The sequence below is a fragment of the Kribbella sancticallisti genome (assembly GCF_039530625.1).
GTDB lineage: Bacteria > Actinomycetota > Actinomycetes > Propionibacteriales > Kribbellaceae > Kribbella > Kribbella sancticallisti.
Genome location: NZ_BAAAOS010000006.1, coordinates 18863 through 31915, shown reverse-complemented (window position 1 = coordinate 31915; position 13053 = coordinate 18863). Strand labels below are relative to the sequence as shown.

Here is a 13053-nt window from a genome sequence, read left to right as displayed (position 1 = left end):
AGCTCAGTTCCCGGCCCACTTCTTGGTCCAGTATTCGTCCCAGCTCTTCAGGATTTCGGCCGGCTGGGCCTTGCCGGTGATCAGCTTCTGCACGTCGGCGTCGGACTTGTTGCCCCACTCGGTCGACCACGGCACCCCGCGCGGCTGGGTCACCACGATGTAGGTGTCCGGCGAGGAGTTCATCGCCACGTACGACGCCCACGGGCCGTCCTTGAAGAACGGGTCCTCCGCGGCGCTCTTCAGGATCGGGACCAGGCTGTTCTCCTTGGAGAAGGTCAGCGCGGCGTCGCCCGAGGTGAGGTGCTTGATCAGCTTCACGGCCTCCGGCTTGTGCTCGCTGCCCTGAGCGACACCCCAACCGGCGTTCGCGAGCGGCTGGGCCGCCTTGCCCGTCGGGCCGACCGGGAGCGGCGCAGTACCCCACTGGTCTTCCTTGATCGTCTTGGACTCCTTCACCGTGGCGATCACCTCCGGGTCCTGGAGCAGGAAGCCGGTGGTGCCGGAGGTGAAGCCCTGCACCATCTCGGGATAACCCCAGCTGACCGAGGAAGGCGGCGAGGCGTTCTTGAACAGGTCGACGTACAGGTTGAGCGCGTCGACGGCCTTCGGCGAGGAGAAGATCGTCTTGCCGCTGGTCAGCTTGAACGCGTTGTCCTTGTTGATCTCGTCGATCACATAGCCGCTGATCACCGCGATCGCGTTGCCGCCGGCCCCGAGTCCGCCGCGGAACGAGTAGCCGTACCGGTTCTTCTTCGGGTCGTTGATCTTCTTGGCCTGCTCGACCATGTCGGTCCAGCTCTTCGGCGGCCCGCTGAACCCGGCCTCCTGGACCAGGTCCTTGCGGTAGAACAGCGAGAGCCCGTAGAAGCCGTAGGGCACCATGTACGACTTGCCGCCCGCTTGGGTCACGTTCAGCGCGTTCGGGGTCAGCGCTTCGAGGCCGTCCCAGTCCTTCAGGTCCGGGGCCATGTCGTAGATCCACTTGTTCGTGGAGAACGGGCCGACGGTGGTGTCGCGGACCTCCAGCACGTCCACGCCCTTGCCGGACTGGAGCATCTGCTGGATCTTCTGGTCCGCCTGGTTGGTCGGCGGCGAGATCAACTGCACCTTGATGCCGGAGTTCTTCGACTCGAAGTCGGCGATCAGCTTCTTCAGCAGCGCGGTCCTGGTCGGGTTGGTCAGGCTCTCGACCATCTGCAGCGTGACCGCGCCCTCCGCCTTCTCGGCCGGACCGGGCCCGCAGGCGACCGCCGACGCGGTCAAGGCGATGGCCGCCAGAGGTGCGAACATCTTTCGGTAGTGCATTGGCACTTCTCCTCAGGGGATGTGGGCCAGGGGCAGGGGGACGATGCCGGAGCAGTCAGGTCAGTTTGCCCTGACATCAGATGAGTTACTCGATCAATCCCCGCACATTAGCCAGATTTGCGCTCTGACGACAAGGTCTTAGCGGTGACGTGGCCAGAAGTGGTCTGAGGACTTACGCTGGAGCGGGTCTATCGATGGGGAGGTGCTGATGGCTGCGACGGACAAGGCCCTGGCCGGGCTGCGGCAGATGATCGCGTCCGGCGAGCTCGGCCCGGGCGCGAAGTTCCCGCCCGAGCCCGAACTCTGCGACCACCTCGGCGTGTCCCGCAGTTCGCTGCGGGAAGCGGCCCGTTCGCTGGCCGCGCTGGGCGTGATCGAGTCGCGGCACGGCTCCGGCACCTACGTCTCCGCGCTGGATCCGGCCGAGATCATCAGCCGGTTCTCGCTGTCGGTCGAACTGATCCCGCTCGAAGGCGTGCTGCAGTTGCTGGAGGTCCGCCGGGTGCTCGAAGCGCACGCCACCGCGGCGGCCGCCGCCCGGCAGGATCCTGAGCTCGAGGAGAAGCTCGGCGACATCCTGGACAAACTGGAGGCGACCACCGACGCGGGCGAGATCCAGGCCCTGGACGCCGAATTCCACGGCTCCATCTGCGCGGCCGGCGGGAATCCGACCGTCACCGCGCTGACCGGCGTGATCCGCGGCCGCGGCGGCCACTACCGGATCTTCGAGCCCGGCGCGGACTTCGAGGCGATCAAGCAGACCAGCGACCGCGGCCACCGTGCGATCCTCGCCGCCATCGCCCACCGCGACCCCGCCGCAGCGGCCACCGCCGCCTCCGCCCACATCGCTCAGACCGAACTCTGGCTCCGTGCTCTCCGCCCTCAGCCCCAGGTGGCCCTCGAAGACGATTGATCTCCCCAGCCCACCCCAAGGCCTTTGGTTTGGCAGTTAATTTCTCCCGTTTGTTGAGATCTTGCAGAGACAAGTCAGGATGCGTATCGTCCGGCTCCAAGCGGTGACGCCCGTCGGGGCCTCGATCAGCAGGCCCGGCCGTTCATCCTGAGGGGGATGTCGCCCGTGTCCCAGAACCCATCTGTTCGCCGTCGTCTGACCGCGACCACCGCCACGGTCGGCGCCTTGCTGGCAGCGGCCGGGCTGTCCGCCGCACCGGCGTTCTCGACCACCGAGTCCTCGGAAGCAGCCGCGGGCTCAGGGCCGGTGATCACCCGGGCCGGGCTTGATCCGAAGTTGGTGGAAGGGCGGGGCGCCACCGTGCCGTTCGTCGAGCAGGAGGCGGAGAACGCCTTCACCACCGGCGAGAAGATCGGGCCCAGCCGCGAGGCCTACACCTTGCCCGCCGAGGCGTCGGGACGGACCGCGGTACGGCTGACGTCGCCTGGGCAGTACGTCGAGTTCACCCTCTCGCGACCGGCCAACGCGTTGACGCTGCGCTACAGCATCCCCGACACCGCCGACGGCAAGGGAATGCGGGCGCCGCTCGACGTCACGGTCAACGGCAAGCACAAGCAGACGATGACGCTGACCTCGGAGTACGCCTGGCTCTACGGCATGTACCCGTTCTCCAACGACCCGATGGTCGACCCGAACCCGGGCTGGTGGAAGCCCGAGCCGGACCCCGTCACCAAGCCGTTCCGGCCGAACCACTTCTACGACGAGCAGCGGCTGATGCTCGGCAAGACGTACCAGGCCGGCGACAAGGTCCGGTTCCAACTCCCGGCGAGCACCCCGGCGGCGTGGTACGTGCTCGACGTCGCCGACTTCGAACTCGTCGCACAGCCGCTCAAGCAGCCGAAGAAGTCCTTGTCCATCAGGCTCTTCGGCGCCGATCCGACCGGCCGCCGGGACGCGGCGCCGGCCATCGACCGGACCATCGCGGTCGCCAAGAAGCTCGGCTGGAGCGTGTTCATCCCGCCGGGCACCTACCAGGTCAACCGGCACATCATCGTCGACAAGGTCACCGTCCGGGGCGCCGGCAACTGGTGGAGCATCATCAAGGGCAGGGTGCTGCCGCTGGCCCAGCCCGCGCCGGACAAGTCCGTGCACAGCGCGCCGGGTTTCTACGGCAAGTACGCGGCCGACGGCGGCAGCACCAAGGTGCACCTGTCCGACTTCGCGATCGAGAGCGACGTCCGGGAGCGAATCGACACCGACCAGGTGAACGGCATCGGCGGCGCGATCGGCGGCGGTTCCACCATCCAGAACCTGTACCTGCACCACACCAAGGTGGGGATCTGGCTCGACGGGCCGATGGACGGCCTGCTGATCCGCGACAACGTCATCACCGACGCCATCGCGGACGGGATGAACCTGCACCTGGGCGTCTCGAACGTCCGGGCGACCAACAACTTCATCCGCAACAGCGGTGACGACGGCCTGGCGATGTGGTCGGAGGCGAACCCCGCGGGGCTGGTCAACCACCACAACGTCTACGACCACAACACCGTGCAGACGCCCGTACTGGCGAACAACATCGCGATCTACGGCGGTCGCGACAACGCCGTCACGGACAACCTGGTCGCCGACCCGATCCGCGAGGGCAGCACCCTCCATGCGGGATCGCGGTTCAACTCGACACCCTTCGAGGGGACGCTGACCTTCGCCCGGAACACGACCGTACGAGGGGGTCCGCGCGACCTGAACTGGGATCTCGGGCTCGGCGCGATCTGGCTCTACGCCCTGCAGTCGAACATGTCGGGCAAGATCGAGATCAGGGACAGCTCGTTGCTGGACTCGACGTACAACGCGTTCCTGTTCGTCGTCGACTGGCCGGTCAAGGACGACTACGCGATCACGAACGTTGCCGTCAGCAACATCGAGGTCGACGGCACCGGGACGAACGTGGTGAACGCCCGGGTCGGCGGCTGGGCCACCTTCGAGAACGTCGACGCGCGGAACGTGGGAGCGCCGTTCGTCAACAACTGCGGCACCTTCCACTTCACCGGTACGCCGGAATTCGACGTCCGGCTGCTCGGCGACAGCAACGACGGCGGCTGGACCGCGGACGCGGGCGCACCGGGTCACTGCGAGGATCGCCCGCCGGTCGTTCCGCCGCCGGCACCGAGCCCCTGGAACTGATCGGCAGCGGCTTCAGTCTCGGCGCGGCTCGTGCGGAAGGCCCCGGCCAGCACGACCGCGCCGAGCAAGGCGCACACCGCCGCCACCCCCGCGGCGATGTGCATGGACTGGATGAAGGCGTCGTTCGCCGACTGGACGAGGTCCGGCCGGCCGAGAGCGGCCGCAGTACGGCGGGTCGCCTCGGCCGATCCGGATGCTGCTTCCCGTACTCCGGCCGGCAGGTCGTCGAGCGCGGGCGTGATCTTGTGCTGGTAGGCGTTGGCCAGCACCGTGCCGAGCAGAGCCACGCCAAGCACGCTGCCGACCTGGCGGATCGCGTTGTTCACGGCGGATCCGGCGCCCATCCGGTCCATCGGAAGAGCGCTGAGGACGGCCGCCGTGGTGGGTGCGACGGCGGTACCGATGGCGATGCCCGCGATCCCGCCGACCAGGCAGAACCAGATCAGCGAGGAGTCGACGGCGAAGGTGAGGTTGAGGGCGTGGCAGAGCGCGAACGCGGCGAGCGCAGTACCGGCTACGGCGGCGACACCGAAGCGACGGGCCAGCCGGGCGCCTAGTGGTGCGCCGATGACGACGCCCGCGGCTCCTGGGAGGGAAAGCAACCCGGCGTCGAGGGCGCTCAGGTCGCGGGCGCCCTGGAGATAGAAGGTGATGTAGAAACTCTGGCCGGTCACGGTGAGGAACAGCGCGGCGAGGGCGAAGTTTCCGGCGGCGAACCGGCGGTTGCGGAACAGGCGCGGATCGAAACTCGGCTCGCGCTCCTTCCATTCGGAGTACAGGAAGGCCGCGATCAGCAGTACTCCGGCGGCGATGCTTCCCCAGACCTGCCAGCGACCCCAGCCTGCTTGTTGACCGCCTTCGATCAGGCCGTACGCGACGCCGAGCAGGCCGAAGGTCGACAGGCCGAGGCCGAGTGGGTCCAAGCGTCGGCGCTCTGGGCTGCGCGGGTTGGGGACGACGAGCGCAGTACCGATGAGGCCGGCCGCCACCAGGGGCAGGTTGATGAGGAAGACCGAGCCCCACCAGAAATGGTCGATCAACAGGCCACCGAGAACCGGGCCGGTCGCCACACCGACTCCGGCCGATGCCGACCAGGCGGCGATCGCGCCGGCGCGGCGCTCGGGCGAGAAGGTCGAGCCGATGATCGCCATCGAGGTGGGCATGATCATCGCGCCGCCGACGCCCATCAGCGCGCGGGCGAGGATCAGTGAGACCGGGCCGTCCGACCACGCGGCCCAGGCCGAGGACGCTCCGAAGACGGTCATGCCCAGCATCAGCACGGTGCGATGGCCGTAGCGGTCGCCGAGCGCGCCGGCGGCGAAGAGGGCCGTGGCGAAGAAGAGCGAGTAGATGCCGAGCGCCCACTGCAGTTGGCCCGGGGTGGCGCCGAGACCGGCGACCGGGTCGGCGAGGCGTTCGAGGGCGATGCCCAGGACGGTGGAATCGATCCAGATGAGGATCGCCGACACGATGAGGATCGACAGGATGCGGCGTTGCCGCGGGTGGTCGACAGGCTGCACAGCCCACTCCTATGATTGACAGGTCCCTGACGGACTGAGTGTCACTCGATCGTCAGGAACCTGTCAATCTATTTGTGGGCAGAATGGCCGCATGGATCCTGTCGATGAGTTGGACGGCGGCTGCGTCACCTTCCTGGTGCGGCACGCCTGGCTGAGCATGCGCTCGGCCGTCGCCGTCGCCCTGGCCGAGCACGAGTTGTCCGTCCAGCAGTACGGCACGCTGCTGGTGCTCGCCGAGAAGCCCGGCTGCACGATCGCCGAACTCGGCCGCAAGGTCGGCACCGCCCGGCAGTCCGCGAACGAACTCATCACCGGGATGGAACGCGCCGACCTGCTGGAACGCCGCGCGAACCCGGCGGACCGCCGCTCCCAACAGCTCTACCTGACCCCTGCCGGCCACGAACGCCTGTCCGACGCCACCCCCGCCGTCCGGGCGGTAGAACGCGACCTCGAATCAGCCTTCTCCCCCGCCGAACGCGCGACCGCGAGAGCGTGGCTAGAGCGCATGGTCACCGCAGAAACCCCGGAAGCGACCACGTAAGCCCTCCGGGCTAACTACTTCGCCTTAACCCCCTCCACCTCCTGCGGGCAGCGCGGCAGGGCCGGGAGGGCAGCGGACGGAGCGTACGCAGTACAGATCAGAAGGTGAGAGTTGCAGCGTCGCCCCCGCCACGGACACTTTCCGGCGACCGCCGGTGCGGGAGGTTAGGGTCGGAGGCATGCGCGAACACGCTCAGCGGCTGCAAGGTCTCGGCACCACCATCTTCGCGGAGATGTCCGCCCTGGCGGTCCGGACCGGCTCGGTCAACCTCGGCCAGGGATTCCCCGACACCGACGGCCCGGACTCGCTCCTCGAGGACGCGATCACGGCCATCCGGTCCGGCGCGAACCAGTACCCGCCCGGCCGCGGCATCCCCGCGCTCCGGCAGGCGATCGTGGACCACCAGAAGCGCTTCTACGGACTGTCCTACGACCCCGACACCCAAGTCCTGGTGACCACCGGCGCGACCGAGGCGATCGCCGCGTCCCTGCTCGCGTACGTCGAGCCCGGCGACGAGGTCATCGCCCTCGAGCCGTACTACGACTCGTACGCGGCGTGTATCGCGATGGCCGGCGGCCACCGGGTCCCGGTGACCCTGCGCGCCCCGGACTTCCGCCTCGACCTGGACGAACTCCGGGCCGCGGTGACGCCCCGTACGAAGGTGCTCCTGATCAACTCCCCGCACAACCCGACCGGCACCGTACTCTCCGACGAGGAGCTCCGCGGGATCGCGACCGTCGCCGTCGAGCACGACCTGGTGGTGATCACCGACGAGGTCTACGAGCACCTGATCTTCGACGGCCTCCAGCACCTGCCGCTGACGTCGTACGAGGGGATGGCGGAGCGGACCGTGTCCATCGGCAGTGCGGGCAAGACGTTCTCCGTCACCGGCTGGAAGATCGGCTGGGTCACCGGCACCCCCGAGATCGTCACCGCGGTGAACACCGCCAAGCAGTTCCTCACCTACGTCTCCGGCGCCCCCTTCCAGCCGGCCGTCGCCGGAGCCCTTGCCCTAGGCAACGAGTACTTCGACGACCTCCGCGCCACCATGCAGGCCAAACGCGACCTGCTCTGCGACGGCCTGGAATCCCTGGGCTTCGGGGTGCACCGCCCCCAGGGCACCTACTTCGTCACCACGGACGTTCGCCCCCTCGGCTACACCGACGGCGTCGACTTCTGCCGGATGCTCCCCGAGAAGACGGGCGTCGTAGCCATCCCGCACCAGGTCTTCTACGACAACACGGAAGCCGGCCGCCCCCTGGTCCGCTGGGCCTTCTGCAAAAAGCCCGAACTCCTGGAAGAAGCCCTCCACCGCCTGACAAAACTCTGACCCGAGCGGGGCACCTCGGGGCAGGCTGGGGCAGATGGTCATCGGCGGTGACAGCGCGCCGTGGGCTGTGCAAGACTTCTAGCAGCTCACGGGCGCTGCCCGATCGAGAAGTGAGGCTGGGAACCCCTCCGGACGGTGGGACCCAGCCTTCGCGCTTTCTACCGCACGTTGACGGTGTGCCGACTGACAATTTCAGACACGGCCAGCAGCCAGCGTGGCTCTCCCAGCTCGGCAGCGGTCACGGCGCCCGCGACGGCATCCGGAACCCAGAGCATCGGCTCCTCCTTGGGCCGCCCGAACCCCACCTGCAGCCCAGCCGTCACCATCCCCTTGTTCCGCGCACTGTCGACGAGCCTGATGTCCCTCCGATCTGGTGCCGCCGACCGCGACTCCAGCAGAACGTCGGTGACACCACAGTGGCCAAGCTCGTAGAGGAGCCGCTCGAGGCAGCACCGTCTCGCTCTTTCCTGCTTCGGACCCATCACAGGCTTGCCGATCACGGTGACGACTGCGATGTCGATCGACGCTATGAACGCGGCGATCGCATCTCGCCGCTTCGGTGATTCGTGAGCCCAGTGCAGTCGCTCGGCACGGCCGACGGTGAGCGAGCGGAGGCCGGCCCTGATGTCATCGCACTCAACCGGATCGGCGATGGCGGCCGCCATGGTGTAGGTGCCGGATCTGTCGTCGCGGCCGACGATGATGGATTCGTCGATCCAGGCGGAGAGGGTGAAAGTGGGTGAGGGCGCGCTGGGCATCAACGGATGATGCCGGAGGTCGCCGGCGAGTGTCCGGCGACATTCGCAGGGTCCGGTGGGGCAGCCTGGGGCAGATTCGAGGGGGCCCGAGGGTTCGCTACGGGTGCAGTAGGCGGGCGAGGGTTTCCGGGTCTCGGGCTATTGCGGTGGTGCCGTCGTCGGTGGTGAGGATGGGGCGCTGGATGAGGATGGGGTTGGTGACCATCGCTTCGATCCAGTCGGCGTGGTGGGCCTCGTCGCGGGGGAGGGATTTGAGGGCGGCGGCTGCTGGTTCATTCATGCGGACCAGGTGCCAGGGGGCGAGGTTGAGGCGGGTGAGGACCTCGGTCAGTTCCTCGGCTGTGGGCGGGGTGTCGAGGTAGCGGCGGACGGTGTAGGAGATGCCGGCCTCGTCCAGGGCGGCGGTGGCGGCGCGGCACTTGGAGCAGGCGGGGTTGATCCAGATCTCCATCAGCGGCGCGGTCCCAGGAACCAGAGTTTGGTGGGTTGCTGGAGCATCAGGACCAGCAGGGTGAGGTGCAGAGCCAGGCCCAGGAGGCTGCCGGGGAGGGCTGTGACGCCGCCGGTGATGCCGAAGACGGCGACCACCATCAGCATGATGCGGGCCCAGCGGCGGCGCTTGCGGAGGAAGACGGCCGGGAGGATGTACGCGACCGCGCAGAGCAGGACGACGGCGACCACGAGGGCCTGGGAGTCTTTCGAGCCGGTGAGGGTTTCCGCGATCTGCTCACCTGCCGAGGTCACGGAGAACGCCCCGAGCAGGACGCAGAGGCCGCCCAGGCCGAAGGAGATCGCCGAGGCGATCGTCACCTGCTTCGGCGGAGCCACCGGGTCGGGCCCGTACGAGTACGGGTTGGGCTGCTGGCCGAAGGAACCCCCGTACGGGCCGGGCTGGCCGCCGTACGGCGGTGGTTGTCGGCCGGATGAGCCGAAGGCGCCCTGGTAGGGCCCTGGCCGGTCGTCGGCAGGCCCGGGCCCGCCGCTCTGGTCGCTCATCGCCTAGAAGTCCTTCCACCAGAGACACCCAGCGCGTCCCTCCCCCGATCCTCCCAGATCACTACAAAGTATGGGGGGAGCCTCGGGCCTGGACCCGAGGCTCCCCCACTGTCTGTCTGTCAGTCGGAGGTGACTTCCAGCGCGTCTTTTGCTTCGTTGATGTGGACGTGGACGGTTTCGCCGTCGCGGACGGTGCCGGAGAGGAGGCCGCGGGCCAACTCGTCGCCGATCGCGGACTGAACCAGGCGGCGGAGCGGGCGGGCGCCGTAGACCGGGTCGTAGCCGGTCATGGCCAGCCACTCCATCGCGTCCTCGCCGACGTCCAGGGTGATCCGCCGGTCGCTCAGGCGGCGCTGCAGGGCGGCGATCTGGAGGCCGACGATCTTCGTCAGTTCCTCGCTGCCGAGGGCGTCGAACAGGACGATCTCGTCGAGGCGGTTGATGAACTCCGGCTTGAACGCCTGCCGGACCACGTTCATCACCTGGTCGCGCTTGGCCGAGTCTTCGATCGACATGTCCGCCAGATAGGTCGACCCGAGGTTGCTGGTGAGCACCAGGATCACGTTGCGGAAGTCGACCGTCCGGCCCTGGCCGTCGGTCAGCCGGCCATCGTCGAGCACCTGCAGCAGGATGTCGAAGACCTCGGGGTGCGCCTTCTCCACCTCGTCCAGCAGGATCACCGAGTACGGGCGGCGGCGGACCGCCTCGGTCAGCTGACCGCCTTCCTCGTAGCCGACGTAGCCGGGCGGAGCCCCGACGAGCCGCGAGACGCTGTGCTTCTCCCCGTACTCCGACATGTCGATCCGCACCATCGCGCGTTCGTCGTCGAACAGGAAGTCCGCGAGCGCCTTCGCCAACTCGGTCTTGCCGACACCCGTCGGGCCGAGGAACAGGAACGAACCCGTCGGCCGGTCCGGGTCGGAGATGCCGGCGCGCGCTCGCCGTACGGCGTCGCTGACGGCCTTGACCGCCTCGCGCTGGCCGATCAGCCGGCGGCCGAGCTCGTCCTCCATCCGGAGCAGCTTGCCGGTCTCGCCCTCGAGCAGCCGGCCGGTCGGGATCCCGGTCCACATCGCGATCACCTCGGCGATCTCGGTGGGGCCGACCTCCTCGTTGACCATCGCGTCCGGGCCGTCGGTCACCTCGGGCTCGGCGGCGGCCGCCTCGAGCTCCTTGGTCAGCTCGGGGATCTCGCCGTACAGGATCTCGGAGGCGCGCTGCAGCTCGCCGTCGCGCTGGGCGCGCTCGGCCTGCCCGCGCAACTCGTCGATGCGTTCCTTGATCTCGCCGACCCGGTTCAGGCCGGACTTCTCCTTCTCCCAGCGGGCTTCCAGCGCGCGCAGCTCTTCCTCGCGGTCGGCGAGGTCGGCCCGCAGCCGCTCGAGCCGCTCCCGGCTGGAGGCGTCGTCCTCACGCGACAGCGCCAGCTCTTCCATCTTGAGCCGGTCGACCGTACGCCGTAGCGAGTCGATCTCGACCGGGGAGGAGTCGATCTCCATCCGCAGCCGGGACGCGGCCTCGTCGACCAGGTCGATAGCCTTGTCGGGCAGTTGGCGACCGGTGATGTACCGGTTGGACAGCGACGCGGCGGCGACCAGCGCGCTGTCCGAGATGGCAACCTTGTGGTGCCCCTCGTAGCGCTCCTTCAGGCCGCGCAGGATCGCGATCGAGTCCTCGACCGACGGCTCGCCGACGAACACCTGCTGGAAGCGCCGCTCCAGCGCCGGGTCCTTCTCGATCCGGGTCCGGTACTCGTCCAGCGTGGTCGCGCCGATCATCCGCAGTTCGCCGCGGGCCAGCATCGGCTTCAGCATGTTGCCGGCGTCCATCGCGCCCTCGCCGGACGCGCCCGCGCCGACGACGGTGTGCAGTTCGTCGATGAAGGTGATGACCTGGCCGTCCGACTCCTTGATCTCGGTCAGCACGGCCTTCAGCCGCTCCTCGAACTCACCCCGGTACTTCGCTCCGGCCACCATCGCGCTCAGGTCGAGGCTGATCAGCCGCCGCCCCCGCAGCGACTCCGGTACGTCGCCGGCCACGATCCGCTGCGCCAGTCCTTCGACCACGGCGGTCTTGCCGACGCCGGGCTCACCGATCAGGACCGGGTTGTTCTTGGTCCGGCGCGACAGCACCTGGACCACCCGGCGGATCTCCGAGTCCCGCCCGATCACCGGGTCGAGTTTGCCGTCGCGAGCACGCTCGGTCAGGTCGACGCCGTACTTCTCCAGCGTCTTGGTGGTGCCTTCGGCCTCCGGCGAGGTGATCCGCCGGTTGCCGCGCATCGTGTCGAACGCCTGCAGCAGCGCGTCCGGCGTCACATCCAGCGCGGTCTTGGCGTTGCCCTCGACCGTGGCCAGCGAGATCAGCAGGTGCTCGGTGGAGACGAACTCGTCCCCCAGCCCGAGCGCACGCTGCTCTGCCTGGTTCAGCACATCACTGGTCTTCCCCGACAGGCTCGGCGCCTGCACACTGCCGCCACTCGCCTTGGGCAGGCGGCTCAACTGCTCCGCTGTCCGGCGGCGCACCGCATCGACCTCCCCGCCCGCGGCCTCCAGCAGGCCGATGGTGGCCCCTTCCGGCTGCGCGAGCAGGGCCGACAACAGGTGAATCGGTTCCACGGTCGGGTTGCCCGCCGCGGAGGTCTGACGGATCGCGACCGACAGGGTTTCCCGGGCCAGCGTCGTCAACCGCTGAACATCCATCTGGTTTCCAGCCTCTCAAGCTCAATGACAAGTCCTACTACCTACAACTTATCCAAACTTGAGTGCATTCCACTCAACTCTGAGAAAACCTGGGGACAACTCAGGGTCGCTGCGGTTGGAGCCCGTACCGGTAACGCTGCCGACCCCGCCACGAACTGAGCTCCGGTGGGGCTGCGGTTCGTCGCCCGCCGGCATCACGAGGCGGACCTGCTCAGGGTTTGAACTCCGCGGCGCGGATTCGGTAGACCTGCAGGTTCAGGTCGTAGTACTTCTCGGTTTCGCCGACCCACTCCATGCCGAGGCGGCCGGCGGTGGCGATGGCGCGCCTGTTGTTCGGCCTGGCGACGGCGAAGAGTTCGTCGATCGCGCCTTCCTTGAAGGCCCACTTCATCAGGCCCCGGCTGGCCTCGGTGGCGTAGCCCTGGCCCCAGGCGCTCGGGCGCAACTGCCAGCCGATCTCGAGGTCCTCCTCGTACGGCGGGAGCAGGCGGATCAGCAGGCCGCCGACGACCTCACCGTCCTCCTGGCGGGCGACAGCCCAGCGCCCGGCCGGGACGACGAAGTTCGGCTGGGCCTCGATCCAGGCGCGCAGGATGACCCGCATCGTCGCCGCGTCAGTGACCTGGTCGATCGCCGGCGACAACCACTGAGCCACGTCGGCCGAGCCGTAGATCTCCAGTGCGGCGTCGGCGTCGTCTTCTTCCCAGTCGCGAATCAGCAACCGGTCGGTCTTCAAGGTGAGCGTCACCTTGCCAGCGTAGGCGGCCACCGCCCGGATCCCCACGCGTCCGCGGTCGTCCGGCG

The 13053-nt window shown here is 68.4% G+C and carries 11 protein-coding genes; 4 read left to right on the top strand and 7 right to left on the bottom strand.

Annotated features, from left to right (window positions below; genetic code table 11):
* Window positions 1–3: 3 nt before the first annotated feature.
* Window positions 4–1305 carry an ABC transporter substrate-binding protein gene (locus tag ABD255_RS02130; RefSeq protein WP_344209129.1) on the bottom strand — a complete coding sequence of 434 codons (1302 nt, stop codon included), beginning with the start codon at window positions 1303–1305 and terminating at the stop codon, window positions 4–6.
* 208 nt (window positions 1306–1513) lie between these two features.
* On the opposite strand from ABD255_RS02130, the gene ABD255_RS02125 reads away from it, so the two are divergent.
* Both ABD255_RS02125 and ABD255_RS02120 read left to right on the top strand, forming a co-directional pair.
* Window positions 1514–2218: a FadR/GntR family transcriptional regulator gene (locus ABD255_RS02125; RefSeq protein WP_344209127.1), complete on the top strand. Its 705-nt coding sequence runs from the start codon at window positions 1514–1516 to the stop codon at window positions 2216–2218.
* Between the two features lie 156 nt (window positions 2219–2374).
* Window positions 2375–4402: a glycosyl hydrolase family 28-related protein gene (locus tag ABD255_RS02120; protein WP_344209125.1), complete on the top strand. Its 2028-nt coding sequence runs from the start codon at window positions 2375–2377 to the stop codon at window positions 4400–4402.
* Here ABD255_RS02120 and ABD255_RS02115 read toward each other — a convergent pair.
* Entirely contained in the window at window positions 4345–5922 is a 1578-nt protein-coding gene (locus ABD255_RS02115; RefSeq protein ID WP_344209123.1) for an MFS transporter, read from the bottom strand. The genes ABD255_RS02120 and ABD255_RS02115 overlap by 58 nt on opposite strands.
* Window positions 5923–6013: 91 nt before the next feature.
* Between ABD255_RS02115 and ABD255_RS02110 the strand changes: the two genes are divergently transcribed.
* Window positions 6014–6463 (top strand): MarR family winged helix-turn-helix transcriptional regulator, encoded by a 450-nt coding sequence (locus tag ABD255_RS02110; RefSeq protein WP_344209122.1) that lies wholly within the window; start codon window positions 6014–6016, stop codon window positions 6461–6463.
* Between the two features lie 178 nt (window positions 6464–6641).
* Window positions 6642–7793 (top strand): pyridoxal phosphate-dependent aminotransferase, encoded by a 1152-nt coding sequence (locus ABD255_RS02105; RefSeq protein ID WP_344209121.1) that lies wholly within the window; start codon window positions 6642–6644, stop codon window positions 7791–7793.
* A gap of 158 nt (window positions 7794–7951) precedes the next feature.
* On the opposite strand, the gene ABD255_RS02100 is transcribed toward ABD255_RS02105, so the two are convergent.
* The 5 genes from ABD255_RS02100 to ABD255_RS02080 all read right to left on the bottom strand — a co-directional run bounded on the left by ABD255_RS02100 (window position 7952) and on the right by ABD255_RS02080 (window position 13018).
* Window positions 7952–8551 (bottom strand): hypothetical protein, encoded by a 600-nt coding sequence (locus ABD255_RS02100; RefSeq protein WP_344209120.1) that lies wholly within the window; start codon window positions 8549–8551, stop codon window positions 7952–7954.
* Between the two features lie 97 nt (window positions 8552–8648).
* Window positions 8649–9002 carry an ArsC/Spx/MgsR family protein gene (locus ABD255_RS02095; RefSeq protein ID WP_344209119.1) on the bottom strand — a complete coding sequence of 118 codons (354 nt, stop codon included), beginning with the start codon at window positions 9000–9002 and terminating at the stop codon, window positions 8649–8651.
* Entirely contained in the window at window positions 9002–9547 is a 546-nt protein-coding gene (locus tag ABD255_RS02090) for a hypothetical protein (protein WP_344209117.1), read from the bottom strand. Before ABD255_RS02090 ends, ABD255_RS02095 begins: the two co-directional genes overlap by 1 nt.
* Before the next feature lie 119 nt (window positions 9548–9666).
* Window positions 9667–12249 (bottom strand): ATP-dependent chaperone ClpB, encoded by a 2583-nt coding sequence (clpB, locus tag ABD255_RS02085; RefSeq protein ID WP_344209115.1) that lies wholly within the window; start codon window positions 12247–12249, stop codon window positions 9667–9669.
* A gap of 211 nt (window positions 12250–12460) precedes the next feature.
* Entirely contained in the window at window positions 12461–13018 is a 558-nt protein-coding gene (locus ABD255_RS02080) for a GNAT family N-acetyltransferase (protein ID WP_344209113.1), read from the bottom strand.
* Window positions 13019–13053 lie beyond the last annotated feature (35 nt).

Excerpts from the sequence above, each read along its gene's own strand:
- ABD255_RS02130 (WP_344209129.1), bottom strand. The coding sequence starts at position 1,305 with ATGCACTACCGAAAGATGTTCGCACCTCTGGCGGCCATCGCCTTGACC.
- ABD255_RS02125 (WP_344209127.1), top strand. The coding sequence starts at position 1,514 with ATGGCTGCGACGGACAAGGCCCTGGCCGGGCTGCGGCAGATGATCGCG.
- ABD255_RS02120 (WP_344209125.1), top strand. The coding sequence starts at position 2,375 with ATGTCGCCCGTGTCCCAGAACCCATCTGTTCGCCGTCGTCTGACCGCG.
- ABD255_RS02110 (WP_344209122.1), top strand. The coding sequence starts at position 6,014 with ATGGATCCTGTCGATGAGTTGGACGGCGGCTGCGTCACCTTCCTGGTG.
- ABD255_RS02105 (WP_344209121.1), top strand. The coding sequence starts at position 6,642 with ATGCGCGAACACGCTCAGCGGCTGCAAGGTCTCGGCACCACCATCTTC.
- ABD255_RS02100 (WP_344209120.1), bottom strand. The coding sequence starts at position 8,551 with ATGCCCAGCGCGCCCTCACCCACTTTCACCCTCTCCGCCTGGATCGAC.
- ABD255_RS02095 (WP_344209119.1), bottom strand. The coding sequence starts at position 9,002 with ATGGAGATCTGGATCAACCCCGCCTGCTCCAAGTGCCGCGCCGCCACC.
- ABD255_RS02090 (WP_344209117.1), bottom strand. The coding sequence starts at position 9,547 with ATGAGCGACCAGAGCGGCGGGCCCGGGCCTGCCGACGACCGGCCAGGG.
- clpB (WP_344209115.1), bottom strand. The coding sequence starts at position 12,249 with ATGGATGTTCAGCGGTTGACGACGCTGGCCCGGGAAACCCTGTCGGTC.